The organism is Lentzea sp. DG1S-22 (assembly GCF_036321065.1).
GTDB classification, from domain to species: domain Bacteria; phylum Actinomycetota; class Actinomycetes; order Mycobacteriales; family Pseudonocardiaceae; genus Lentzea; species Lentzea jiangxiensis.
The window spans coordinates 3,266,176-3,290,049 of sequence record NZ_CP143276.1; the positions used below are offsets into that span (position 1 = coordinate 3,266,176).

At 71.2% G+C, this 23,874-nt stretch carries 22 protein-coding genes, 1 pseudogene and 1 riboswitch; of the genes and pseudogenes, 11 read left to right on the plus strand and 12 right to left on the minus strand.

The window, feature by feature from the left end:
* Positions 1-278: 278 nt before the first annotated feature.
* Both V1227_RS14265 and V1227_RS14270 read right to left on the minus strand, forming a co-directional pair.
* Positions 279-1,103 (minus strand): tRNA (adenine-N1)-methyltransferase, encoded by an 825-nt coding sequence (locus tag V1227_RS14265; protein ID WP_236220131.1) that lies wholly within the window; start codon positions 1,101-1,103, stop codon positions 279-281.
* 15 nt (positions 1,104-1,118) lie between these two features.
* Positions 1,119-2,237: a site-2 protease family protein gene (locus V1227_RS14270; protein WP_329793039.1), complete on the minus strand. Its 1,119-nt coding sequence runs from the start codon at positions 2,235-2,237 to the stop codon at positions 1,119-1,121.
* 96 nt (positions 2,238-2,333) lie between these two features.
* Between V1227_RS14270 and V1227_RS14275 the strand changes: the two genes are divergently transcribed.
* From V1227_RS14275 to V1227_RS14285, 3 genes are all read left to right on the plus strand, one after another.
* Positions 2,334-3,179 (plus strand): RecB family exonuclease, encoded by an 846-nt coding sequence (locus V1227_RS14275; protein WP_329793040.1) that lies wholly within the window; start codon positions 2,334-2,336, stop codon positions 3,177-3,179.
* The gene (locus tag V1227_RS14280) at positions 3,176-3,949 is read left to right on the plus strand and encodes a thioesterase family protein (RefSeq protein ID WP_329794024.1); all 774 of its coding nucleotides are present in this window, start codon (positions 3,176-3,178) and stop codon (positions 3,947-3,949) included. The genes V1227_RS14275 and V1227_RS14280 overlap by 4 nt, the downstream gene beginning before the upstream one ends.
* A 216-nt stretch (positions 3,950-4,165) precedes the next feature.
* Positions 4,166-4,807 carry a phosphoribosyltransferase gene (locus V1227_RS14285; RefSeq protein WP_329793042.1) on the plus strand — a complete coding sequence of 214 codons (642 nt, stop codon included), beginning with the start codon at positions 4,166-4,168 and terminating at the stop codon, positions 4,805-4,807.
* On the opposite strand, the gene V1227_RS14290 is transcribed toward V1227_RS14285, so the two are convergent.
* The 3 genes from V1227_RS14290 to V1227_RS14300 are packed head-to-tail and all read right to left on the minus strand — an operon-like array spanning position 4,741 to position 6,186.
* On the minus strand, positions 4,741-5,052 hold the full coding sequence (locus V1227_RS14290; protein WP_236220035.1) for an antibiotic biosynthesis monooxygenase family protein: 312 nt from the start codon (positions 5,050-5,052) through the stop codon (positions 4,741-4,743). The genes V1227_RS14285 and V1227_RS14290 overlap by 67 nt on opposite strands.
* Positions 5,049-5,909, minus strand: coding sequence for an ATP phosphoribosyltransferase (gene hisG, locus V1227_RS14295; RefSeq protein ID WP_236220034.1), 861 nt, complete (start codon positions 5,907-5,909; stop codon positions 5,049-5,051). The genes V1227_RS14290 and hisG overlap by 4 nt, the downstream gene beginning before the upstream one ends.
* 13 nt (positions 5,910-5,922) lie before the next feature.
* Positions 5,923-6,186 (minus strand): phosphoribosyl-ATP diphosphatase, encoded by a 264-nt coding sequence (locus tag V1227_RS14300; protein WP_090098071.1) that lies wholly within the window; start codon positions 6,184-6,186, stop codon positions 5,923-5,925.
* Positions 6,187-6,294: 108 nt separating this feature from the next.
* Between V1227_RS14300 and V1227_RS14305 the strand changes: the two genes are divergently transcribed.
* The 3 genes from V1227_RS14305 (at position 6,295) to V1227_RS14315 (ending at position 8,153) form a co-directional block, all read left to right on the plus strand.
* Positions 6,295-6,945 carry a (2Fe-2S)-binding protein gene (locus V1227_RS14305; RefSeq protein ID WP_329793044.1) on the plus strand — a complete coding sequence of 217 codons (651 nt, stop codon included), beginning with the start codon at positions 6,295-6,297 and terminating at the stop codon, positions 6,943-6,945.
* 48 nt (positions 6,946-6,993) lie between these two features.
* Positions 6,994-7,168, plus strand: a riboswitch (cobalamin riboswitch).
* Between the two features lie 33 nt (positions 7,169-7,201).
* Positions 7,202-7,390 carry a CbtB domain-containing protein gene (locus tag V1227_RS14310; RefSeq protein ID WP_329793046.1) on the plus strand — a complete coding sequence of 63 codons (189 nt, stop codon included), beginning with the start codon at positions 7,202-7,204 and terminating at the stop codon, positions 7,388-7,390.
* A 16-nt stretch (positions 7,391-7,406) separates the two neighbouring features.
* On the plus strand, positions 7,407-8,153 hold the full coding sequence (locus tag V1227_RS14315) for a CbtA family protein (protein WP_329793048.1): 747 nt from the start codon (positions 7,407-7,409) through the stop codon (positions 8,151-8,153).
* A 19-nt stretch (positions 8,154-8,172) separates the two neighbouring features.
* On the opposite strand, the pseudogene V1227_RS14320 reads toward V1227_RS14315, so the two are convergent.
* Both V1227_RS14320 and V1227_RS14325 read right to left on the minus strand, forming a co-directional pair.
* Positions 8,173-8,765 (minus strand): annotated as a pseudogene (locus V1227_RS14320) (transposase); the annotation flags it as partial.
* Between the two features lie 35 nt (positions 8,766-8,800).
* Positions 8,801-9,343, minus strand: a complete 543-nt coding sequence (locus tag V1227_RS14325; RefSeq protein ID WP_329793051.1) for a TetR/AcrR family transcriptional regulator — start codon at positions 9,341-9,343, stop codon at positions 8,801-8,803.
* 52 nt (positions 9,344-9,395) lie between these two features.
* Here V1227_RS14325 and V1227_RS14330 point away from each other — a divergent pair, with 52 nt between their 5' ends.
* Complete coding sequence (locus V1227_RS14330; protein ID WP_329793052.1) at positions 9,396-10,817, plus strand: amidase; 1,422 nt, start codon at positions 9,396-9,398, stop codon at positions 10,815-10,817.
* Positions 10,818-11,025: 208 nt separating this feature from the next.
* Here the strand turns inward: V1227_RS14330 and V1227_RS14335 are convergent, their stop codons facing one another.
* Entirely contained in the window at positions 11,026-11,682 is a 657-nt protein-coding gene (locus tag V1227_RS14335) for an HAD family hydrolase (protein ID WP_329793053.1), read from the minus strand.
* Entirely contained in the window at positions 11,675-15,214 is a 3,540-nt protein-coding gene (gene metH, locus V1227_RS14340; protein ID WP_329793054.1) for a methionine synthase, read from the minus strand. The genes V1227_RS14335 and metH overlap by 8 nt, the downstream gene beginning before the upstream one ends.
* A gap of 48 nt (positions 15,215-15,262) precedes the next feature.
* Between metH and V1227_RS14345 the strand changes: the two genes are divergently transcribed.
* Positions 15,263-16,162, plus strand: coding sequence for a PAC2 family protein (locus tag V1227_RS14345; protein ID WP_329793055.1), 900 nt, complete (start codon positions 15,263-15,265; stop codon positions 16,160-16,162).
* Between the two features lie 83 nt (positions 16,163-16,245).
* A complete protein-coding gene (locus tag V1227_RS14350) occupies positions 16,246-17,406 on the plus strand; it encodes an MFS transporter (RefSeq protein ID WP_329793056.1) in 1,161 nt (386 codons plus the stop codon).
* Here the strand turns inward: V1227_RS14350 and V1227_RS14355 are convergent.
* Both V1227_RS14355 and V1227_RS14360 read right to left on the minus strand, forming a co-directional pair.
* Positions 17,336-18,919 (minus strand): ABC transporter permease, encoded by a 1,584-nt coding sequence (locus V1227_RS14355; RefSeq protein WP_329793057.1) that lies wholly within the window; start codon positions 18,917-18,919, stop codon positions 17,336-17,338. The genes V1227_RS14350 and V1227_RS14355 overlap by 71 nt on opposite strands.
* Positions 18,916-19,803 (minus strand): ABC transporter ATP-binding protein, encoded by an 888-nt coding sequence (locus V1227_RS14360; protein ID WP_329793058.1) that lies wholly within the window; start codon positions 19,801-19,803, stop codon positions 18,916-18,918. Before V1227_RS14360 ends, V1227_RS14355 begins: the two co-directional genes overlap by 4 nt.
* An 82-nt stretch (positions 19,804-19,885) precedes the next feature.
* Here V1227_RS14360 and V1227_RS14365 point away from each other — a divergent pair, with 82 nt between their 5' ends.
* On the plus strand, positions 19,886-20,383 hold the full coding sequence (locus V1227_RS14365) for a GbsR/MarR family transcriptional regulator (protein WP_236220026.1): 498 nt from the start codon (positions 19,886-19,888) through the stop codon (positions 20,381-20,383).
* A gap of 85 nt (positions 20,384-20,468) precedes the next feature.
* Here V1227_RS14365 and V1227_RS14370 read toward each other — a convergent pair whose 3' ends face one another.
* Complete coding sequence (locus V1227_RS14370; protein ID WP_329793059.1) at positions 20,469-21,569, minus strand: S1 family peptidase; 1,101 nt, start codon at positions 21,567-21,569, stop codon at positions 20,469-20,471.
* A 502-nt stretch (positions 21,570-22,071) separates the two neighbouring features.
* On the opposite strand from V1227_RS14370, the gene V1227_RS14375 reads away from it, so the two are divergent.
* Positions 22,072-23,778, plus strand: coding sequence for a S8 family serine peptidase (locus V1227_RS14375; protein WP_329793060.1), 1,707 nt, complete (start codon positions 22,072-22,074; stop codon positions 23,776-23,778).
* Positions 23,779-23,874 lie beyond the last annotated feature (96 nt).

The following is a 23,874-nucleotide window of genomic DNA, read 5'->3' on the forward strand; positions in this document are numbered from 1 at the left end:
TGCCGGCTCCACGGGACCTGCGTGGACGCGCCGATCGCCTGGTGCGACTCGCGGCAGAAGGCGACCGGCGTCCGGTCGGGGCACACGCTGGATGGACGACGTGCACCCGGACGCGCCCGGCCGGCCTCGTGGACGCTGCTGAACGGCTCGTACGTCGCCGAACACCCCGCGGCCTCGGCCGCCGGAGCCGCGAGCACGCTCGCGGCCGGTGCGACGACGGCGTTCACCACCTCGCGCGGGACAGATCCCCCGGATCCTCGTCCGGAACCGGACAGGCGTCAGCCCTTGCTGGGGCGGCGCTGCGGCTTGGGTGCCGTCACGCCGGGCGCGAGCTTGCGCGCGGTCAGCAGGAAGGCGGTGTGCGCGATCATCCGGTGCTCGGGGCGCACGGCGAGGCCGACGACGTGCCACGGGCGGACGAGCGTCTCCCACGCGTGCGGCTCCGTCCAGCAGGTCTGCTCGCGCAACGCCTCCGTGACCACGGACAGCTGCGTGGTGGTGGCGACGTACACGACCAGGACGCCGCCGGGGATGAGGTTCTCCGCGATCGTGGGCAGCACCTCCCACGGCGAGAGCATGTCGAGGATGACCCGGTCGACCTCGCCCCGGTGGTTCTTGACGTCGTCGACGGTGATCGACCAGTTGCCGGGGCGCTCGCCGAAGAACGTCTCCACGTTGCGGATGGCGTGGACCGCGTGGTCGTCGCGCACCTCGTAGGACTGGACGCTGCCCTTCTCCCCCACCGCGCGCAGCAGCGAGCACGACAGCGCGCCGGAGCCGGCGCCCGCCTCCAGGACGCGGGCGCCCGGGAAGATGTCGCCGTACATGACGATCTGCGCGGCGTCCTTCGGGTAGATCACCTGCGCGCCGCGCGGCATCGACAGCACGTAGTCCGGCAGCAGCGGGCGCAGCGCCAGGAAGTTCGTGCCGCCCACCGACGCGACGACCGAGCCCTCGGGCTGGCCGATGAGCGAGTCGTGCGGGATGGCGCCGCGGTGGGTGTGGTACTCCTTGCCGGGCTCCAGGACGACCGTGTAGTGCCGTCCCTTGGGGTCGGTCAGCTGAACCCGGTCACCCGGCTGGAACGGTCCACTTGCGCTAATCACCGCGCAATGGTGTCAAACGCCCTTCTCAATGGCCGCACGCAGGTCCTCCCTGCGCAGCACGCCCGCCGGGCGCCCCTCCAGGTCGACGACGAGGAACTGCCACGCGGCGGTGCCCCGGACGCGTTCCACGATCTCCTCGCCTGGCTCGTCGGCGAGCAGCACCGTCTCCGGCCTGATCGGCTCGGCGGCTTGCTCCGCGGGGGCGAAAGGGCTTGCCGCGGCGAGCTTCTCGGCCGCCACGGCGTCGAGCAGCCCCGCCGCGACGCCGTCCGCGCGCACCAGCACCACGCCCCGGCCGGCCGAGGTGCTCAGCGCGTCCGCGACGGGGCTCTCGGCGGGGAGCTGGAGCACGGGGAGGATCAGGTCCTCGAGGGTCACGCCGACGGGCCAGGTACGGCGCCGTTCGCTGGCCAGCTCACTTCTCGCGCCCGCGACGACGACCCACGCCGTGAGCACGCACACACCGAAGCGCAGCCATCGGTCTTCCGCGCCCGCCGTGACTCCGTAGAGCGCCCACGCCACCAGTGCGACGGCCACGGCGAAACCACCGAACACGGCGACACGGGTGCCCGCCGCGCGTTCACCTGTGGCGGCCCACACTCCCGCCCGGACGATCCGCCCGCCGTCCAGCGGCAGGCCGGGCAGGAGGTTGAAGATGGCGACCACCAGGTTCGCCCCGGCGACCTGCACCACGAGCAGCCACAGCACGCCACCGGGCGTCATCGCGAAGCCGCCGACGCCGAAGACCACCGCCAGCGCCACCGACACCGCCGGTCCCGCGCCGGCGACCAGCCCCTCGTGGCTGGGTCTGCCGGGGGTGCGCATGATCTCGGACAGCCCGCCGAGCAGGTACAGGCGCAGTCTTCGCACCGGCAGGCCGAGCCGCAGGGCGGCGACGCAGTGGCCGAGCTCGTGCGCGAGGACGCTCAGACCGAGGAACACGGCGAAGAGCGCGGCGACGAGCAGGCCGGTCCCCGCCGGTGTGCCGGGGGCGATGTCGTCGACCAGCGGGGCGTAGAAGGCGACGATGATCGCCGAGCCGATCCACCACGACGGCGCGAGGAGCACCGGGATGCCCGCCACCCGGAACAGCAGCAGGCCGCCCTCTCGTTCGCTGGTCCGCGCGGCCACGGGAGCACTGTAGAGCCACCGGTGTGATCTCGCGGTCTGGTGCGCGGCCAGGTGGCGGGAACGGGATTGTCAGACCCCTGTCCTAGGGTGCGAAGCATGAGCACCACGTTGCGCAGGCCCGCGCTCTCGCCTTCCCGGGCAGGGGACTTCAAGCAGTGCCCGCTGCTCTACCGGTTCCGCGCGGTCGACCGGCTGCCGGAGAGGCCGACGAAGGCTCAGGTGCGCGGCACGGTGGTACACGCGGTGCTGGAAGACCTGTTCGCCCTGCCCGCCGCCGACCGCGTGCCGGACCGCGCGCGGGCGATGATCGCCCCGGCGTGGGAGCGCGTGAAGGGCGAACGCCCGGAGTTCGCCACGCTGTTCGAGGAGCCGGGCGGCGCCGAGGAAGCGGAGTGGCTCGCGTCGGCCACGAAGCTGCTCGACGGCTACTTCGGCCTGGAGGACCCCCGGCGCCTCGAACCGGAGTCCCGCGAGCTGCTCGTGGAGTCCGAGCTGTCCTCCGGCGTGCTGCTGCGCGGCTACATCGACCGCGTGGACGTGGCCCCGACGGGGGAGATCCGCGTCGTCGACTACAAGACGGGTGCCGCGCCCCGCGAGATCGGCGAGGCGAAGGCGTTGTTCCAGATGAAGTTCTACGCCCTCGTGCTGTGGAAGCTGCGCGGCGTCGTCCCCCGCCAGCTGCGCCTGATGTACCTCGCCGACCGCCAGGCCCTCGCCTACACGCCGGACGAGTCGGAACTGGCCCGCTTCGAACGCACCCTCGAGGCGATCTGGCAGGCCATCATGCGCGCCGCCCCGACCGGTGACTTCCGCCCCAACCCCAGCCGCCTGTGCGACTACTGCGACCACAAGGCGTTCTGCCCGGCCTTCGACGGCACCCCGCCGCCCTACCCCGGCTGGCCGGAGCCCGACGACGCCGAGGCCCTCCGGGACCGCGACTGATGGCCGCCTTCTACGAGCCGCTGGGCGACGGCACGTTCCGCTCCACGCAGCACACGGTGGGCCCGTGGGGCCCGGACAGCCAGCACCTCGGCCCGCCCTCGGCCCTGCTGGTCCGCGCCCTGCAAGGCCTGGGCACCCCGTCGTCCGCCCTGGCCCGCGTGACGTTCGAGGTGCTCGGCCCCGTCCCGGTCGCCGACCTGACGGTCGCCACCTCGGTCGAACGCCCGGGCCGCTCGGTGGAGCTGCTGGCGGCTTCGCTGTCCTTCGAGGGCCGCGCGGTGCTGACGGCGCGCGCGTGGCGCATCGTCGGCGCGGACACCACCGCCGTCGCCGCCGGCGCACCGCCGCCGCTCGCGCCGCCCACGTCGGCCGTGCCGATGGAGATCCCGGACCACTGGTCCGGCGGCTACCTGGCCGCCGTCGAGTGGCTTTCCCTGTCCGGCGGCATCTTCACGCCGGGCGACGCGCAGGTGTGGGCCCGCCCACGCGTGGCCGTCGTCGAGGGCTCGGAGCCGTCTCCGCTGGAGCGCCTGTTCTCCGTGGTGGACTCGGCCAGCGGCGTCTCGTCCCGTCTGGACATCCGCAAGTGGTACGCCATCAACACCGACCTGACGGTGCACCTGCACCGCTCGCCTGTCGGCGAGTGGATCGGCCTGGACGCGCGGACCACCATCGGGCAGGACGGGGTCGGGCTCGCGACCAGCGTGGTGCACGACGTGGAGGGGCCGGTGGGGACGACGGCGCAGGCGCTGTTCGTCCGCGAAGGCTGACACAGGCCACGACAGGAATCGCAGCCCCACCGCCGCCACGAAGACCCGCGGTCGACACAGCTGGGTCAGGTTCCGCGCACTGCGGCCGGCACCGGGACGTGCCTCGATGCTGTTCCGGTTCGCCCTCGTCGCCACCCGCGCGGGCTCGGGCTCCACGACCACCGATGTCATCGACCTGTCCGACCGGCCTCGGAGGGGCGTAGCGTCAACGGGACTGTGAAGAGGTTCGCGAACCGGCAGGAAGCGGGCCGCGCCCTGGCAGCGCGACTCGCGGACCGCTCGTGGCACGACCCGCTGGTCCTCGGCCTGCCCAGAGGCGGCGTCCCGGTCGCCAAGGAGGTGGCCGAGCACCTGCACGCCGAACTCGACGTGGTCGTGGCGAGGAAGATCGGCGCTCCCGGTCACCCCGAGTACGGCGTGGGCGCGGTGACGGCCGACAGCGAACCGATCTACGACAGAGCAGTGCTCCGGGCCCTGAACCTCACCGAGGAGCAGCTGGGCGGGATCTGCGACGAGGAACGCGCGGAAGCCCGGAGGCGCACCGCCCTCTACCGGGGCACGAAGCCGCTGGTCATCAGGGATCGCGACGTCATCGTCGTGGACGACGGCCTGGCCACCGGCGTCACGGCCAAGGCGGCGCTCGGGTGGATCGCGCACCACCGCCCGCGCAGCACCACCCTGGCCGTTCCCGTCGCGGCCGGGGAGTCGCTGCGGAGCTTCACGACGAGAACCGTCGCCGTCCTCGTCCCGAGGCACTTCCGGGCCGTCAGCAGCTGGTACGAGAACTTCGATCAGACCACGGACGACGAGGTGCTCAGGGCGCTCTCGAAGTGGGACACCACCGGGAACGGCGAGTAGAAGCGGTGCAGCAACGAAGACCACCGCTCGTAGGAGGGCCCCTGCCGGAAGCCGACCGTGTGGTCCTCCAACGTGTTCCAGCGCACGAGCAGCAGGTAGCGCGACGGCGCCTCCAGGCACCGCAGCAGTTCCAGGCCGCGGAAGCCCGGCGAGGCGGAGATCAGCTCCCGCGCCTCGCCGAACGCCCACTCGAACTCGGCCTCGGAACCCGGCAGCACGTCCAGCAGGGCGTGCTCCGTGATCACAGGCGGCAGAACCTGATGTCCGAGGCCAGCACGGCCTTGGCGCCGATGGCGGCCAGCTCGTCCATCACCTTGTTCGCCTCCTTGCGCGACACCATCGCGCGCACGGCGGCCCACTCCGGGTTCGCGAGAGGGGCGACCGTCGGCGACTCCAGGCCCGGGGTGAGGGCGATGGCGTCGTCGAGGAGCGAGCGCGGGCAGTCGTAGTCGAGCATCAGGTACTGCTGCGCGAACACGACGCCCTGCAGGCGGGCCGTCAGCTGCTTCTTGGCGGCGGTCAGCTCCGTGCCGTTGCGGTGGATCAGGACCGCCTCGGACTCGCAGATCGGCTCGCCGAACGGCACCAGGTCGTGCTGGCGCAGCGTGCGGCCGGAGCCCACCACGTCGGCGATCAGGTCGGCCACGCCGAGCTGGATCGAGATCTCGACGGCGCCGTCGAGGCGGATGACCTGCGCGGTGATGCCGCGGGCCTCGAGGTCGCGGCCCACGAGCCTCGGGTAGGCGGTGGCGAGGCGCTTGCCCTCGAGGTCGGAGACCTTCCAGTCGGTGCCGCGAGGGCCCGCGTAGCGGAACGTCGAGGCACCGAAGCCCAGCGCCAGCAGCTCCTCGACGGAGGAGCCGTTGTCGTCGGCGCCCGAGTCGGCGGCCAGGTCGCGGCCGGTGATGCCGAGGTCCAGGTCACCGGACGCCACGTAGATCGCGATGTCCTTGGGGCGCAGGAAGAAGAACTCGACCTCGTTGTTGGGGTCGAGCACGGTCAGGTCGCGCGGCTCGTGCCGCTGCCGGTAGCCGGCCTCGGTGAGCATGGCGGAGGCGCGTTCGGCGAGCGCACCCTTGTTCGGGACTGCTACGCGCAGCATGTGGGGGTCTCCGTCAGAGGTACTTGTAGACGTCTTCGAGGGTCAGGCCGCGGCCCAGCATCAGCACCTGGAGGCGGTACAGCAGCTGCGAGATCTCTTCGGCGAGCTTCTCGTCGGACTCGTACTCGGCGGCGATCCAGACCTCGCCCGCCTCCTCCAGGACCTTCTTGCCCTGCGCATGGACGCCGGCCTCGAGCGCTGCGACGGTGCCGGATCCCTCCGGCTTGGTGGCGGCTCGTCCGGTCAGCTCTGCGAACAGGGAATCGAAGGTCTTCACGGCTCCACATCCTCCCATCCCCCGGACCCCGGTCCGCACCGCGGTCGCGTCTGTCCCAGGCCGTGGACGTGATCTGTCCTGCATGAACACCCGGTAGCGTGAATTCCCGTGTCGGAATTCGCGGAGGTCCTCGCAGCGCTGCGCCGGGTGCGCGGGATCAACCCGTTCTTCGCGCTCGACGTGGGTCGTCCGGACGACTCCTGGTCGCCGGGAACGGCGCTCCTGGACGGCCCGGCGCTGAAGAACACCATCGACGCCATCGCTGTCCGGTACCGGGCGGAAGAACCCCGCGTCGCGGCGAGCCTGTTCTTCCTCAGCTACACCGCTCGGCTGCTCAGCCCGCTCACGGCCGCGAACCTCCCGATCGACGTCCGGCCGGAGAACCTGTGGTGGCAGCACCACCCGGTCAACGGCCTGAGCGTCCGCATCGACGAGCCGCGGCTCGGCCCGCCCGCCGCCGAGGCGCTGGAACCCGTGGTCGAGGCGATTCAGTCGGTCACACCGGTGGCGCGAGGGTTGTTGTGGGGCAACGCGATGTCGAACATCGCGGGTGCGCTGAAAATGGTTGTGCGCGCACGGATGCTCACGGCGGAGGAAGCGGAAGAACGGGGCGAACTGCTCATGAGCGCCCCGCCTTTCGAACAGGCCGGGAAATTCCTGAGCTTTCCCGGCGAAGTCGGGTTCGTGCGCAGGAGCTGCTGCCTCTACTACCGCGTCGCCGCAGGTGGGAAGTGCGGCGACTGTCCGCTCGTGAAGTGAGGGACGCAACAACTCTTATGGCCGGTTGTGCCTGACGGGCCGGTGAACTTACGGTGCACGCGCCGCAGTGACGGGAAGCCGGTGTGAATCCGGCGCGGTCCTCGCCACTGTGACCGGGAAGCGATCCCCGCCGAGCACGTCACTGGTCCCGCGAGGGGCTGGGAAGACGCGGGGGCAGCGTTGATCCGGGAGTCAGGAGACCGGCTGCGGCGCCGCAAGGAGAGTTGACCTTCCACGAGGTATGGAGGAGCCCGTCATGACGAGCCCCGCAGCAAGCCTGTCCGCCGTCCGCGTGCCCAAGTGGGCCTTCGCCGTCTCACTGCTCGGCCTGGTCGTCACCTACCTGGTCCTGCAGGAGAACGGCCTCGCGCTCGGCGCGAGCTCGGAGCTGCTGCACGAGTTCTTCCACGACGGCCGCCACGCCCTCGGCGTCCCGTGCCACTGATCCGCTGATCAAGCAGATGACGACGTACAGGTCCCTTGCGCTGCGCGGGGTCGCGGCCGGCGCCGTCGCCGGCGTCGCCTCCGCGCTCGTGCAGCTCCTGGTCACCGAGATCCCGATCCGCGCCGCGCTCGCGGTCGAGGCGGCGCGGGAACCCTCCGGTGACGGCCACTCCCACGGCGGTGAGGAGCTGGTCAGTCGCGGCACGCAGGTCGTGGGCGGCATGCTCGGCGTGGTGATCGTCGGCGTCGCGGTGGGCCTGGTGTTCGCCACGGCCTACGCGCTGTCGAAGCGCTGGTTCGCCGCCGGCACGCCGTTCACGCGCAGCTTCACGTTCGGCGCCGCGGTGTTCGGCGCCGTGGCGCTGCTGCCGTGGCTCAAGTACCCGGCCAACCCGCCCGCCGTGGGCGACCCGGAGACGGTGAACCACCGCACCGCGCTCTACCTCGGTGTGGTGGTCGCGGGCCTGCTGATCGTGTGGGGCGCGAGCCTGCTGGCCGGCCGGCTGCGCGAGCAGTCGCAGCCGGTCCGCACGACCGCCGTGCTGCTCGCGGTCACCGCGGCCGTCGCGGTGGTGCTGCTCGCGTTCCCCGCGTCACCGGACACGATCCCCGCGGACGTGCCGGTTGCCGTGCTGTGGCAGTTCCGCCTCAGCTCGCTCGCCCAGCTCGCCACGCTCTACGTCGGCATCGGCGTGGTGTTCGGCCTGCTGGTCGACCCGGCCACGCGCCGGGCGAAGACCCCCGCCGCGGCGCCACACCGCTAGACGGGTAAGTCCTGACTGATCAGTGGTCGTAGGCGATCAGGGATCGGGTAATGGGCTGACCGGTGGCGCGGTTGTGCCAGATCGCGGTGGTCAGGGCGAGGATGCGTTGGGCGATGTGGGCGGTGACGCCGTCGATGGTGCGGCCGCCGTGCAGCTCGAGGTCGAGCTGGCCTTTGAGGGTGTGGTTGACCGATTCGATGAGCTGGCGGACGGGTTTGAGCAGGTGTTCGGCCGGGCGTGGGGTGCGGTTGCGGTAGTTGGGGCGCAGTAGCCGGACCCCGCGTTCGACCAGGAACGTGTCGAGCTCCCGGGAGACGTAGCCCTTGTCCGCGATGACCAGTAGACCGGGTCGGTCGGCCAGCACGGACGGATCATGGTCCAGGACCGCCATCAGCACCTGGCGTTCGTCGATCCTCGGGTTCGCGAGCGCCCAGATGATCGGCAGGCCGGCCGGGATGCAGACCAGGCGCAGGCCCCAGGAGAACCGTGAATGCGACGAGCAGTAGCCGGCCAGCTGGCCAGTTCGGAACGTCTGGTGGTCTCGCAGGAGCGGCCGCATCCGACCCGGGCGGAGTCCACGATCCAGGTCGCGTCGGTCCACAGGTCGGTGTCTGATGTCCCGGCGTGGCCGCTGCACACCGCAGATCCTATTTCCACAGCCCGGCCACGTGCGTGTTCAGGACCTCCGCCGCTTCCTGCGCGGTGAGGTGACCGATGACCACGTGGGCGGTGAGGCCGTCCGCGATGGCCAGCAGCGCGCGAGCCGCGGCAGGCGGATCGGCCAGGCCGCTGCCGGTGGCCAGGCGGACGAGCAGGTCGTGCAATGCCGCGTAGCTGTTCCTGAGGGGACGGGCGAGTGGCTCCTTGATGGCGGCTTGGGCGACGAACGCCAGCCAGATCCGCGCCTCGGCCCGGTGTTCGTCACGCAGCAGCGCGATCTCGTCGATCGCCTGCCCCAGGGAGGAGTCCGCGGTCAGACGTGCTCGCACGCGCTCGCCGACGTGCTCGACGGCGAACAGCAGCATCTCCTCCTTGGTGCGGAAACAGCGCTGAACGGCACCGAGCGAGACCTCGGCGCGAGCGGCGACGTCACGCATGCTCACCCCCTCGGGCCCGTGTTCGTCGGCGAGGCGGCAGACGGCTTCGGCGATCTGGCGGCGCCGGCTGTCGTAGTCCACCTGCTTGGGCATGCTCTCCTCTTTTCCGATACGGTTGTATCGATCTTACCGGATGGAGAACGTGATGATCAGGCAGGACGCCTTGTGGGCGAAGACGGCCGCAGCCCAGGCGGAAGCGGTCCGGAGCGGCGAGATCTCCGCCGCCGAGCTCGTCGAGAGCCACCTCGACCGCATCGCCGAGGTCAACCCGCGGGTCAACGCTGTCACGCAGCTGATGGCCGAGCGTGCGCGCGAGGCCGCGGAGCTCACGGACCGGCAGCGAGCGGCGGGGCAGGCGCTCGGGCCGCTTGCCGGAGTGCCGTTCACGGTCAAGGAGTCCACCGCCGTGGAAGGGGTGCCGACCACGCTCGGGTTGCCGCGGTTCCGCGACTTGGTGGCGGCGGCCGACGCGCCCCCGGTCGCCCGGCTCCGCGCGGCCGGCGCGATCCCGATCGGCCACAGCAACATGCCAACCCTGGTGCTGGCCGGCATGCACACCCGCAGCGAGCTGTTCGGCGACACCGTCAACCCGTGGGATCCCAGCCGCACCCCCGGTGGTACCAGCGGCGGAGACGGGGTCGCCGTCGCCACCGGCATGGCGGCGCTCGGTCTCGGCAACGACTCCGGCGGTTCGGTCCGCATCCCGGCCGCGTTCTGCGGGGTGGCAGCGCTGAAGCCGACCACCGGACGGTTCCCCTCCGACCACCGTGTCCTCGGCGCGGACGACCCGGGACCGGCCTCGCAGCTGTTCGTCACCGACGGTCCGCTGGCGCGCACGGTCGCCGACCTGCGGCTGGCCTGCGAGGCACTGGCCGGGACCGACCCGCGCGATCCCCGTGCCGTGCCGGTTCCCCTGTACGGCGAGCCGCTGCGCGGACCGGTCAAGGTCGCCGTCGTCACCGATCCCGGAGGTCAGGGCGTCCACCCGGACGTCGTTCGCGCTATCGCCGCGGCGGCCGACGCCCTGCGCGACGCCGGGTACGACGTGCGGGAGGTGGCGGACGTGCCGCAGCTGGCCGACGCGCTGGAGGCGTACGGCCGGATGACCGTGACCGAGTTCGCGCCGACCTGGCCGGTGGTGCGAACGCTGCTCGGCGAGGGCGGGGACCGCTACATCCAAATGGCCATGGACAAGACCCCGCCGGTGGACGCCGCGGGGTTCACGAAGCTCATGGGGACGTGGCTCGGCATCCGCCGTTCCTGGGCGGAGTTCCTCGACGAGCACCCGCTGCTGCTCGGACCTGTGTTCACCGAGCCGCCCGTCGAGCCGGGCCTGGAGTCGCGCGACGAAGCGGGACGCGAACGGGTCGCCCGCGCCCTGCGCCTGTGCGCGGTGACCAGCTTCGTCGGTGTTCCCGCCGTCGCCGTGCCGACCGGCGTCAGCGACGGGCTGCCGTCCGGCGTGCAGGTCATCGGGCGCGCGTTCCGGGAGGACCTGTGCCTGGCCGCGGCCGAGGCGGTCGAGAGCCGCCTCGGTGTGTTCACCCCGCTCGACCCACGCCCGTGATACCGAGCTGCTCGGCGATGCACGCCGGTAACCACCCGGCCGCGCGGCGAGTCACGATCAGTCTGCGGGCATGGATCGTGGTGCGGGCGTTACTGTGCACGCGAGGACCTCCGTGTGCCGATGGGATGCGTCAGACACATCCACTCCGCCCGGAGGTCCTCCCATGTCCAACCCGACACGCCGTCAACAACCTGATTAGTCACTACATCTAGAGCGCGCGCAGCACGTCGAGGTCGACGCCGGTGAGGGAGTCGCGGAAGACCCGCCTCTCCCCCGCCGGCACCTCGACGTCGCACGGCACCACCAGCACGGTGCACCCGGCCGCCACCGCCGCCGCGACGCCCGTGGGCGAGTCCTCGACCGCCACGCACCGCGCCGGATCGACGTCCAGCAGCCGCGCGGCCTTCAGGTACGGCTCGGGCAGCGGCTTGTTCAGGCCGTCCACCTCGTCGCCGCACACCGTCACGTCGAACAGGTCGCGGCCGATCGTGTCCAGCGCGACCTCGGTCAGCGAGCGCTCGGTGGACGTCACCAGCGCCATCGGCACGCCGGACGCGCGCACGGCCTTCAACGCCTCCTGGGCGCCCGGCCGCCACGGCAGGCCGGCGCGGAAGACCTCCTCGGTGCGGCGGGAGATCCACGCGGCGCCGTCGGCCATGTCGGCGTCGGTCGGCTCGATGCCGACGTCGGCGAACAGCAGGCGCATGGTGGTGGGGACGTTGCTGCCGACCATCCGTTCGCGGGTCTCCGGCGACAGCACGCCGCCCAGCTTCTCCGCGTACTCGTAGAGCGGGATGTCCCACAGCTTCTCGGAGTCCAGCAGCGTGCCGTCCATGTCCCACAGGACCGCTTGCGGGTCAGACATTGAAGTACTTCGCCTCCGGGTGGTGCGCCACGAAGGCGTCGGTGGACTGTTCCGGGTGGAGCTGGAGTTCCTCGGACAGCGAGACCCCGATGCGCGCCGGGTCGAGCAGCTCGACGACGCGCCGGCGGTCCTCCATGTCGGGGCAGGCGCCGTAGCCGAACGAGTACCGCGCACCGCGGTAGCCGAGTTTGAAGTACTCCTCGACGTCGGCGGGGTCTTCCGCGGCGACCGATCCGCCACCCGGCCACACGAGCTCCTCGCGGACGCGCTTGTGCCAGTGCTCGGCCAGCGCTTCGGTGAGCTGGACCCCCAGTCCGTGGACTTCCAGGTAGTCACGATACGCGTTCTTGCCGAACAGCTCGTTCGCGTAGTCGGCGATCGGCTGACCCATCGTCACGAGGTGGAACGCGATGACGTCCACCTCACCGGACTCCTTCGGACGCCAGAAGTCGGCCAGGCAGAGCCGCCGATCCCTCTTCTGGCGCGGAAAGGTGAACCGGAAGCGCTCCGGCGAGTCCGGCGAGGGCTCTTCCAGGATGATCAGGTCGTCTCCCTCGGAGACGCACGGGAAGTAGCCGTAGACGACGGCGGCGTGGGCAAGGACACCTTCGGTGGCAAGGCGTTCCATCCAGTACCGCAGGCGCGGGCGGCCCTCGGTCTCGACCAGGTCCTCATAGGACGGTCCGTTGCCGCCGCGCGTGCCCTTGAGGCCCCATTGGCCCATGAACGTCGCCCGCTCGTCCAGCAGTGCCGAGTAGTCCGCGACCGGGATGCCCTTCACGACCCGGCTGCCCCAGAACGGCGGTGCCGGGACCGGGTTGTCCGCCGCCACGTCGGAACGGCCGGTGCGCGCCTCCTCCTCGACGGCGGCCTTGCGGGCCGCGGCGAGGCGCAGCGCGCGTTCCCGGCGCGCCTTGCGCTCGGCCGCCTTCGCCCGGGCCTCCTCGTCGACCACGGGTGCCTCGCCGCGCTTGGCCGCCATGACCGCGTCCATCAGCCGCAGGCCCTCGAACGCGTCGCGGGCGTAGCGGACGTCGCCGAGGTACATCTCGGTCAGGTCGTTCTCGACGTACGCGCGGGTCAGCGCCGCGCCACCGAGCAGGACGGGCCACCGCGCGGCGACACCCCGGGAGTTCATCTCCTCGAGGTTCTCCTTCATGACCACCGTCGACTTGACCAGCAGGCCGGACATGCCGATCGCGTCCGCGCGGTGCTCCTGCGCGGCCTCCAGGATCGCGTTGATCGGCTGCTTGATGCCGATGTTCACGACCTCGTAGCCGTTGTTGGACAGGATGATGTCGACGAGGTTCTTGCCGATGTCGTGGACGTCGCCCTTGACGGTGGCGAGCACGATCCGGCCCTTGCCCTCGTCGTCGGACCGTTCCATGTGCGGTTCGAGGTGCGCGACGGCGGTCTTCATGACCTCCGCGGACTGCAGCACGAACGGCAGCTGCATCTGGCCGGAGCCGAAGAGCTCGCCGACGGTCTTCATGCCCGCGAGCAGCGTGTCGTTGATGATCTGCAACGCCGGGCGCTCGTCGAGGGCGAGGTCGAGGTCGGCTTCCAGGCCGTTGCGCTCGCCGTCGACGATCCGGCGCTCCAGCCGTTCGAACAGCGGCAGCGCGGCCAGTTCCTCGGCGCGGGAGGCGGAGTTCGACTTCGTCGTGACGCCCTCGAACAGCTCCATCAGCTTCTGCAGCGGGTCGTAGCCCTCGCGGCGGCGGTCGTACACGAGGTCCAGCGCGACCGCGCGCTGCTCGTCGGGGATGCGCGCCATCGGCACGATCTTCGACGCGTGCACGATCGCGGTGTCGAGGCCCGCCTGCACGCACTCGTGCAGGAACACGGAGTTCAGCACCTGGCGAGCGGCCGGGTTGAGCCCGAAGGAGACGTTGGACAGGCCCAGCGTCGTCTGCACGTCCGGGTAGCGGCGCTTGAGCTCGCGGATCGCCTCGATCGTCTCGATCGCGTCGCGGCGGACCTCCTCCTGGCCGGTGGAGATCGGGAAGGTCAGGCAGTCGACGATGATGTCGCCGACCCGCATGCCCCAGTTCTCCGTCAGGTCCTCGATCAGCCGGACGGCGACGCGGACCTTCCACTCGGCGGTGCGGGCCTGGCCCTCCTCGTCGATGCACAGCGCCACGACCGCGGCACCGTGCTCCGAGACGAGCCGCATGATCTTCTGGAACCGCGAGTCCGGGCCGTCGCCGTCCTCGTAGTTGACCGAGTTGACCACCGACCGGCCGCCGAGGCACTCCAGACCGGCCTGCAACACCGCGGGCTCGGTCGAGTCGAGCATGATCGGCAACGTCGACGCCGTGGCCAGGCGCGACGCCAGCGCCCGCATGTCCGCCTCGCCGTCGCGGCCGACGTAGTCGACGCAGAGGTCGACCAGGTGGGCACCCTCGCGCGTCTGGTCGCGCGCGATCTCGACGCAGTCCTCCCACTTCTCCGCGAGCATCGCCTCGCGGAACGCCTTGGAGCCGTTGGCGTTGGTGCGCTCGCCGATCATCAGCACCGAGGCGTCCTGCTTGAACGGGACGGCCTGGTACAAAGAGGACACACCGGGCTCGGGACGCGGACGGCGCGGCGTGGGTCCCAGGCCCTTCACCGCTTCCGCGACCTGGCGCAGGTGCTCGGCGGTCGTGCCGCAGCAGCCTCCGACCAGGCGCGTGCCGAACTCCCGCACGAACCCCGCGAGCGCCTGGGCCAGCTCCTCCGGCGAGAGCGGGTAGACCGCGCCGTTCGGGCCGAGCTCGGGCAGTCCGGCGTTCGGCATCACCGACAGCGGGATGCGCGCGTGCTTGGCGAGCGTGCGCAGGTGCTCGCTCATCTCGGCGGGGCCGGTGGCGCAGTTGAGGCCGATGAGGTCGATCCCCAGCGGTTCCAGGGCGGTCAGCGCGGCGCCGATCTCCGTGCCGAGCAGCATCGTGCCGGTCGTCTCGACGGTCACCTGGGCGATGACCGGGACCCGGCGGCCCTCCGCGCTCATCGCACGCCGGGCGCCGATCACGGACGCCTTGGTCTGCAGCAGGTCCTGCGAGGTCTCGACGATGATCGCGTCCACGCCACCGGCGAGCAGGCCCTTGCACTGCTCCTCGTAGGCGTCGCGCAACGTCGCGTAGGGCGCGTGGCCGAGCGTCGGCAGCTTGGTGCCGGGACCGACCGACCCGAGCACGAACCTCGGCTGCCCCGGCCCGCTGAACTCGTCCGCCACCTCGCGCGCCAGGGCGGCACCGCGTTCGGACAGGTGGAAGATCTGGTCCGCGATGTCGTACTCGGCCAGGTTCGCGAGGTTCGCGCCGAACGTGTTGGTCTCCACGGCGTCGACGCCGACCTCGAGATAGCCGCGGTGCACGGCCTTCACGACGTCCGGCCTCGTGACGTTCAAGATCTCGTTGCAGCCCTCCAGGCCGCGGAAGTCGTCGAGGGAGAGATCCGCGGCCTGGAGCATGGTGCCCATGGCGCCGTCGGCGACGACAACGCGGTTGACCAGCGCTTCCAGCAACGGCGACTCTCCGTGATCACGCATGGGCCAAGCCTACGATGACTTGGGCGGGGGAGGCCGTAGTCTGGCGCCGTGAACGATCCGTCCCAGGAATCCCCGACCCCCTCGACCCCGCGCAAACCGCTCACGGCTCCGATCATGGTCTGCGCGTTCGAAGGGTGGAACGACGCCGGCGACGCCGCCAGCACCGCGATCGAGCACCTCCAACTCACCTGGGACGCCACCCCGCTCGCCGAGATCGACCCGGACGACTACTACGACTTCCAGGTGACCCGCCCGACGGTCCGCATGGTGGACGGCGTCACCCGCAGGGTCGAATGGCCGACGACGCGGCTGTCGGTGTGCAGGCCTCCCGGGTCGGACGTGGACGTGATCCTGGTGCACGGCATCGAGCCGAACATGAGGTGGCGCAAGTTCGCCGCCGAGCTGCTCGGGCACATCGACGCGCTCGGGGTGACGACGGTGGTGACGCTGGGCGCCCTGCTGATGGACACGCCCCACACGCGCCCGGTCCCGGTCACCGGCACGGCCTACGACGCGGACGCCGCCGAGAAGTTCGGCCTGGAGCACTCGAAGTACGAGGGCCCGACCGGCATCGTCGGCGTGTTCCAGGACGCGTGCGTGCAGGCGGGCATCCCGGCGATCTCGTTCTGGGCCGCGGTGCCGCACTACGTCTCGCAGCCACCCTCCCCCAAGGCCACCCTGGCCCTGCTGCACCGGGTGGAGGAGGTGCTCGACATCGAGGTCCCGCTCGGCGCGCTGCCGGAGCAGGCCGAGGAGTGGGAGCGCACGGTCTCCGAGATGGCCGACGAGGACGAGGACGTGCGCAACTACGTGCGCGCCCTGGAGGAGCGCGGCGACGCGGCCATGCAGATCACCGAGGCGTCCGGCGACGACATCGCGGCGGAGTTCGAGCGCTACCTGCGCCGCCGCGGCCGCGGTCCCGGCTGGCCGTCGACCGGTCCCCGCTGAGCTCCCGAAGAACTCAGCGATACGAAACACTTTCGCGCGCTCTCCGCCGCTCGCCCCCAATAGGGTGAGCGGCGGAGGTGTCCGTGGGACGGTTGGCACGTGCCGGGCTGTACGCCGGGGCCCTGATCGGACCGTTCGGGGGCGCGGTCACCACGTCGATCCTGCCCGAGATCGGCGGCAGCTTCGGCCGGTCGGCCGGTTCCGCGGCCTCGACGCTGACGTTCTACCTCGTGCCGTTCGCCGTGCTGATGCTGGCTTCCGGCACGCTCGCGCAACGCTGGGGTCCACAACGGACTGTCCGGATCGCGTACGTCGCCTACGCCGTCACGTCCGCTTTGGCCGCTTCCTCCTGGACCTTCGAGGTGCTGCTGGCCTCACGCGCGTTGCAGGGAGCGGCGAACTCGTTCACGACGCCGGTGCTGCTCGCGGTGATCGCCGCCTCGACGCCGAAGGAGAAACTCGGCCGCGCGCTGGGGCTCTTCGGCGCGATGCAGGCGGCCGGGCAGACCTCCGCCCCGCTCGTCGGTGGCCTCGCGGCCGAGATCGACTGGCGGCTCGCGTTCGTGGTGATCGCGGTCGTGGCCGTGGCGCTGGCGGTCCTCGGCGTGCCGCGGACCGACGCCGAACCGGAGCGCGACGCGAGCCTGCGCAGCGCCTTCGTGCCGAGCACGTTGTGGCCGGCGCTCGTCGGGTTCATCGGCTGGGGCTGCCTCGGCGGCCTGTCGTTCCTCGTGGCGTTCCGGCTCGACGACGTCTTCGGGCTCGGCGCAGGCCAGCGCGGTGTGCTGCTGACCGGCTTCGGCGTCGTCGGCTTCCTCACCGCGCGGCACGTCGGCAGGGCGATCGACCGGTTCGGCGCCACGACCACCGTCGTCGTCGGCGCGACGCTCGGCGCGGGCCTGGTCGCGGCGGCCGGCACCTCGCCCCTGGCCGCGGCGGTGGTCCTCGCGTGGGCCCTGACCGGCGCGGCCGCCCAGGGCGTGCTGGTGAGCATCAACGCGCTGGTGCTGACCGGTGACAGCGCCAACAGGGGCGGCAGCGTCAGTGTCGTGCAGTCACTGCGCTTCATGGGCGCCGCCGCGTCCCCGCTGGCGTTCGTCCCGCTCTACCAGGCGCACCCGCTGCTGGGGTTCCTGGTCCCGGCGGGACTGCTGCTCACCATCCCCGCGATCGTCACGTTGTCAGGTCGCGGCGCCGGAACCCGGCGAACCCCGCGACGAGGAGGAGCACCGCGACCGCGGTGAGCCACGCGAGCGGCCCGAAGGTGGTGTCCGGGTACTTCGGGACGTGCGTGAACGGCGAGACGTCGAGGACCCACTGGTCGAGGCCCAGGGTCGGCCCCAGCAGCGTGAGCACCAGCGACACCGACACCACCGCCCAGCTCACGCCCGTGAGCCGCGGGAACACCCCGAACAGCAGCAGCGTCACGCCGGCGAGGACCCAGGCCGCGGGCAGCTGGACCAGCGCCGCGCCCAGCATCCTCGGCAGGACCGCGCCCAGGTCGTCGACCTGCAGGCCGTGGACCAGCCCCAGGCCGAGCCCCGCCGACGCCAGCACGACCGCGCCGCCCACCAGGGCGAACACCGCGTGCGAGGCGACCCAGCGCCAGCGCGGCACCGGCGTGGCGAGGACCGGCTCCGCGCGGAACGACGTCTCCTCCGAACGCAGCCGCAGCAGCGCTTGGACGAGGTAGATCGACGAGATCAGGCCCAGCAGCTGCGTGACGGTCGCGAAGAACGCGTCCACCATCGCGTCGGCACCGCCGATCCGCTGCACGATCTGGCCGAGCGCCGGGTTGTCCTGCACCATCTGCCCGACCGCCTGCGCCACGCTGCCGTAGATGACGCCGACGCCGAACAGCGCGGTGGACCAGCCGATGAGCGACCCCTTCTGCAACCTCCAGGCCAGCCCGAACGGGCTGCCGATCGAGCCCCGCGCAGGCCCGAGGCGTGCCGCGAACAGGCCGAGACCGACGTCGCGGCGCGTCACGACGTACGCGGAGACGCCGACGAGCCCCGCGGACACCACCAGCGGGATCAGCAGCACCCAGAACCTGTTGTCGCCGAAGGACCGCACCTGCTCGGTCCAGCCGATCGGCGAGAGCCAGGTGAGCCACTGCGGTCCCGACTCCCCCGCCGCGTCGCCCGCGGCCCGCAGCAGGTAGGTGACGCCGAGGAACCCGCCCGCGACCGCGTTCGACACGCGCGAGTTCTCCGGCAGCTGCGCGGTGAAGGCGCTGACACCGGTGAAGACCAGTCCGACGCTCGCCGTGGAGAGGCCGAACGCGAACGCGCCCGCCGGGGCGAGGTCCTTGCCGATCAGCGCCAGCGCCTGCAGCAGCCCGATCAGCAGGCTCGTGCCGCCCGCCACGACCACAGCCGCGGCCAGGGGCGCGTGCCGACCGACGACGGTGGCACTGATGAGTTCCGTGCGGCCCGCTTCTTCTTCTGCGCGCGTGTGCCGCGTGACGACCAGCATCGCCATGATGGCGATGAACAGGCCGGAGAAGACGCCCCAGCGCCAGACGACCAGGCCGCCGAGCGACGACCAGTCGTGCAGCGGGCCGAGCATCGCGAGGAACGCGGAGTTCGCGTTGGCGGTGACGCCGAGCAGCGCCCGCGACTCCTGCGACCCGTACAGCTCCTCGAGCGCCGTCGTCGTGGAGTAGGTGACGCCCACCAGGAACAGGACCCAGACGGGGAGCAGGACGCGGTCGCGGCGCAGAGCGAGGCGGACCAGCTGCCAGGTGCCGATCATCTCGCGTCCTCGTAGTGGCGCAGGAACAGCTCCTCGAGCGTGGGCGGCTGCGAGGTCAGCGTGCGCACGCCCGACGCCGCGAGCCGCTTGAGCACGGGGTCGAGCTCGTCCGAGTCGACCTCGAACCTGACGCGGTTGCCCTCGGTGACGAGGTCGTGGACGCCGGTGAGGTCCGCGAGGCCGTCGGGCGGGCCCGCGAGCTCGGCGGAGATCGACGTGCGGGTCAGGTGCCGCAGGTCGGCGAGCGTGCCGGTCTCGACGATGTGGCCACCCCGGATGATGCTCACCCTGTCGCACAGGGCCTCGACCTCGGCGAGGATGTGGCTGGAGAGCAGCACCGTGCGGCCGCGCGCGCGTTCGTCGTTGATGCAGGCCTGGAAGACGGCCTCCATCAACGGGTCGAGGCCCGAGGTGGGCTCGTCGAGGATCAGCAGCTCGACGTCGCTCGCCAGGGCGGCGACCAGCGCGACCTTCTGCCGGTTGCCCTTGGAGTAGGTGCGGCCCTTCTTGCGCGGGTCCAGCTCGAAGCGCTCCAGGAGCTCCTCGCGGCGGGCCTCGTTCACGCCGCCGCGGAGCCGTCCGAGCAGGTCGATGACCTCGCCACCGGTCAGGTTGGGCCAGAGGTTCACGTCGCCGGGGACGTAGGCGAGCCTGCGGTGCAGCGCCGCGGTGTCCTTCCACGGGTCGCCGCCGAGCAGCCGCGCGGTGCCGGAGTCGGCACGCAGCAGGCCGAGGAGGATCCGGATCGTCGTCGACTTGCCGGCGCCGTTCGGGCCGAGGAAGCCGTGCACCTCACCGGTCTGGACGTCCAAGGTGAGGTCGTCCAGTGCACGCGTCGGGCCGAAGGTCTTGACCAGGCCCGACACGGATATCGCAGATGTCATGGGCGGTAAGCTACACTTCTTTCACAACTTCGTGAAGCACGTAAATTTTGCCCGATCGGCTGACGAAAGGGATGATGCGGCCGTGACGAGTGCTACACAGCGTGACCAGCAGGCGGTGAACCAGTTCGTCGAGCGGTTCGGCGGAATCCTGGCGGACACCGGCATGGCGCGCATGCCGGCTCGGATCCTCGCGGCGCTGCTGACGACGGACTCCGGGCGGCTCACCGCGGCCGAGATCGCCGACGTGCTGCAGATCAGCCCGGCGGCGGTGTCGGGCGCGGTGCGCTACCTGACCACCGTGCAGGTCGTGAGCCGCGAACGGGAGCCGGGGTCACGCCGCGACGTCTACCGGATGCGCGACAACGTCTGGTACGAGTCGACGTTCCGCAAGGACCAGATGCTGGGGATGATCGACGAGGTGCTCGCCGAGGGGGTCGCCGCGCTGGGCGCGGACACCGAGGCCGGGGCTCGCCTGGACGAGACGCGCGAGTTCTTCCGGTTCATGCACTCCGAGCTCGGAGCGCTGCTCGACCGGTGGCGGACGCACCGGGAGAAGTGGCTGGAGGAGCGGGAGTCCTGACGGCCGTCGTCGGAGACATCGCCACGAGACGCGACGAGGGGGAGCTTTCGCCGTTGGAAGCTCCCCCTCGCCTGTCTCGGCTACCTCAGCCCGTGACGAGCGTCAGGTTGTACGCCGAGAGGATCTCGTTGACCGGCTGGAAGTAGGTCGTGCCGCCGCTGGTGCAGTTGCCGGAGCCACCCGAGGTGACGCCCTGCGCCTGCGTGCCGCTGACCCACGAGCCACCCGAGTCACCGGGCTCCGCGCACACGTTCGTGCGCGTGAGGCCGCTGACGGCGCCCTCCTGGTAGTTCACCGTCTGGGCCTTGGCCTGGACCTCGCCGCAGTGCCAGCCCGTCGTCGAGCCGGAACGGCAGATGGACGCGCCGACCGCGGACTCGGTGTTGCCGGACACGACGAGGTCGGCACCGCCGTAGTGGTTCACCTTGGCCGTGGGCGTCCACGAGGAGTTCGCCCTGACCCACCCGTAGTCGTTGCCCGGGAAGGACGAGCCCTCGAACGCGCCCAGCGCGGTGCGGTCGGCACCCGCCACGGCGTCGCCCTGCGCACCGCAGTGACCGGCGGTCACGAACCCGCCCCGCACCGCGAAGCCGACCGAGCACCGCCCGGCGTTGTTGATGTAATAGGCGTCACCACCGCGGATGTCCTTGAACAGCCGCGGAGCCTCGTCGGTCTCGACGACCTTCGCGACGGCGCCCGCCTTCTCCACCAGCGGCTTGGCCGCCTCGGCCTGGCCACGCCGGACGGTGATCGTCACGGCGTTGGCCTTCGTGTCGACGTACCAGCCGGTGACCTCGGCGGGGGCCGGCGAGGCGTCCAGCTCCGCCTTGGCCGCGTCGAGGTCGCTCGCCCTGTGCGCGACCGTCCGGGGCTCCGCGCCGAGCTGGCGCAGCCGGTCGGTCTTGCGCGCGTCGGTCACGCCCACGACGAGCTTGCCGGAGGACGCGTCGAACCACGCCCCTCCGAAGCTCTCGCCGGCAAAACCCTCCACGACCCGCTGCAGGGCCGCGGCCGCGCTCTCCCGGCGCAGCCTCTCCACCGCCTGCCCGGCGTCGAGCCCGAGGTCGCGCTGCATCGCGGCGAGCAGTTCGGCCGACGGTTGCGGCGCGGCGACGGCGACAGGGGATGCCGTGGCCGCGAGTGCACCCGTCAGCACGGCCACAGCCGCGACAGCCATGCGCTTCATAGGCAGTTCTCCTTGATCTTCGGTTTTTCTGCAGGGCCGGTGTAACGCCGGACCGGGCAACCGCGATGAGGAGATCAGCTGTGCTGCAACACAGCTCGCACGACACCGGATGACAGGCGTCCCCAGGCGGTCGAACTGCCCGATCAGTTCGTTCCTCCGTCTGGGCGACGCTATGTCGTGCTGCCTACCGGTCGGTAGGGCCGATCGAGGGGTGGACCTCTCGGCGTTCGAGTTGATATAGGGAATCGGAATGCGTCCTCTCAGTCTATTTCCGTGACTCAGAGCGACCATTCGGATTGACACGGAACGTCAAATCTGTCAACAGTTCGCACTCGACGGCGTATCCCTCTGACCTGCGGTTTAGGTCTAGCGTGCAGGTCACCCTGTTCCCTGCACGAGGGAGAACCCTGCAATGCGAAGAGTCTTGGGTACGGGACTCACGGCCGCCGCCACCCTGTGTTTGGCCGCCGCCGTGGTTCCAGCCGCATCTGCTCAAGAAAACGTGGGGACGATTCTCGGCGCCGACCGCGCCAAGGTCGTGAAGGACAGCTACATCGTCTCGCTCAAGGCCGGAACGGCGTCGAGGGCCGCCGCTCCGGAGCTCGCGGGACGCTACGGCGGCCAGGTCGGCAAGATCTGGCAGCACGCGCTCAACGGCTTCTCGGTGAAGATGACGGCCAAGCAGGCCGCCCGCCTCGCCGCGGACCCGAAGGTCGCGTTCGTCGAGCAGGACGCCGAGGTGAGCCTCCTCGACGTCCAGCAGAACCCGCCGTCGTGGGGTCTCGACCGCAGCGACCAGCGCGACCTGCCGCTGAGCAACAGCTACCAGTACGACACGACCGCCTCGAACGTGACGGCGTACATCGTCGACACCGGTGTCCGCACCACGCACCAGACGTTCGGCGGCCGCGCCACCTGGGGCGCCAACACCTCCGGTGACGGCAACAACAGCGACTGCAACGGCCACGGCACGCACGTCGCCGGCACCGTCGCGGGCGCCGAGTACGGCATCGCGAAAGCCGCCAAGGTCGTCGCGGTGAAGGTGCTCAACTGCCAGGGCTCGGGCACCATCCAGGGCGTCGTCGACGGCGTCAACTGGGTGACCGCGAACGCGGTGAAGCCCGCCGTGGCGAACATGTCCCTCGGTGGCGGCGCCGCGGCCGCCCTGGACACCGCCGTCCGCAACTCGGTCGCGTCCGGCGTGACCTACGCCGTCGCGTCCGGCAACTCGAACACCGACGCCTGCTCGTCGTCCCCGGCCCGCGTGGCCGAGGCGATCACGGTCAACGCGTCGACCAACACCGACGCGCGCGCCTCGTTCTCCAACTACGGCACCTGCACGGACATCTTCGCGCCCGGCCAGAACATCGTGTCCGCCTGGCACACCAGCGACACCGCCACCAACAACATCTCCGGCACCTCGATGGCGTCGCCGCACGTCGCGGGTGGCGCGGCCCTGTGGCTCGCCACGCACCCGACCGACAGCCCCGCCGCCGTCTGGGCGGGCCTGAACGGCGCGGCGACCCCCAACAAGATCACCAACCCCGGCACCGGCTCCCCGAACAAGCTGCTCTACACCCTCTTCGGTGGCGTGCAGCCGGGCAACCCGTCGGTGACGAACCCCGGCACGCAGACCTCCACGGTCGGCACGCCGGTGTCGCTGCAGCTCTCGGCCTCCGGCGGCACCGCGCCGTACACCTGGTCCGTGAGCGGCCTCCCGGCCGGCCTGACGGCGAACGCCTCCGGCGCCATCTCCGGCACCCCGACCACGGCGGGCACCTCCACGGTGACCGCGACCGTCACCGACTCGGCCGGCAAGACCGGCACGGCGACCTTCTCGTGGGTCGTCAACGCGGTCGGCGGCAGCTGTGACGCCCGCACCAACTCCACCCCGGTCGCCATCGGCGACCTGTCGACCGTGAACAGCACGATCGTCGTCTCCGGCTGCTCGGGCAACGCCTCGGCCACGGCGTCGGTCAAGGTCTCGATCACGCACACCTACAAGGGCGACCTCGTGGTGGACCTGGTCGCGCCCGACGGTTCGGTCTACAACCTGCACAACCGCTCCGGCGGCTCGGCCGACAACATCAACGAGACCTTCACCCGCGACCTCTCGGGTGAGGCGGCCAACGGCACCTGGACGCTGCGCGTGCGCGACGCGGCGCTCCTCGACTCCGGCACGCTGAACAACTGGACGCTCGACGTCTGATCGCTCCGCCTCTGCACGAACCGCCCCCGGTGCTTCCGCCTCGGGGGCGGTTCCACGTCTGCTCGCGGTCCCCGCAACAGGCGTCCGCGATCAGCC

Coding starts and splice junctions, on each gene's coding strand:
- V1227_RS14325 (WP_329793051.1), bottom strand. CDS start 9,343: ATGCCCAAGCAGGTGGACTACGACAGCCGGCGCCGCCAGATCGCCGAA.
- V1227_RS14360 (WP_329793058.1), bottom strand. CDS start 19,803: ATGACATCTGCGATATCCGTGTCGGGCCTGGTCAAGACCTTCGGCCCG.
- V1227_RS14275 (WP_329793040.1), top strand. CDS start 2,334: ATGAGCACCACGTTGCGCAGGCCCGCGCTCTCGCCTTCCCGGGCAGGG.
- V1227_RS14335 (WP_329793053.1), bottom strand. CDS start 11,682: ATGTCTGACCCGCAAGCGGTCCTGTGGGACATGGACGGCACGCTGCTG.
- V1227_RS14330 (WP_329793052.1), top strand. CDS start 9,396: ATGATCAGGCAGGACGCCTTGTGGGCGAAGACGGCCGCAGCCCAGGCG.
- metH (WP_329793054.1), bottom strand. CDS start 15,214: ATGCGTGATCACGGAGAGTCGCCGTTGCTGGAAGCGCTGGTCAACCGC.
- V1227_RS14310 (WP_329793046.1), top strand. CDS start 7,202: ATGACGAGCCCCGCAGCAAGCCTGTCCGCCGTCCGCGTGCCCAAGTGG.
- V1227_RS14370 (WP_329793059.1), bottom strand. CDS start 21,569: ATGAAGCGCATGGCTGTCGCGGCTGTGGCCGTGCTGACGGGTGCACTC.
- hisG (WP_236220034.1), bottom strand. CDS start 5,909: ATGCTGCGCGTAGCAGTCCCGAACAAGGGTGCGCTCGCCGAACGCGCC.
- V1227_RS14355 (WP_329793057.1), bottom strand. CDS start 18,919: ATGATCGGCACCTGGCAGCTGGTCCGCCTCGCTCTGCGCCGCGACCGC.
- V1227_RS14315 (WP_329793048.1), top strand. CDS start 7,407: ATGACGACGTACAGGTCCCTTGCGCTGCGCGGGGTCGCGGCCGGCGCC.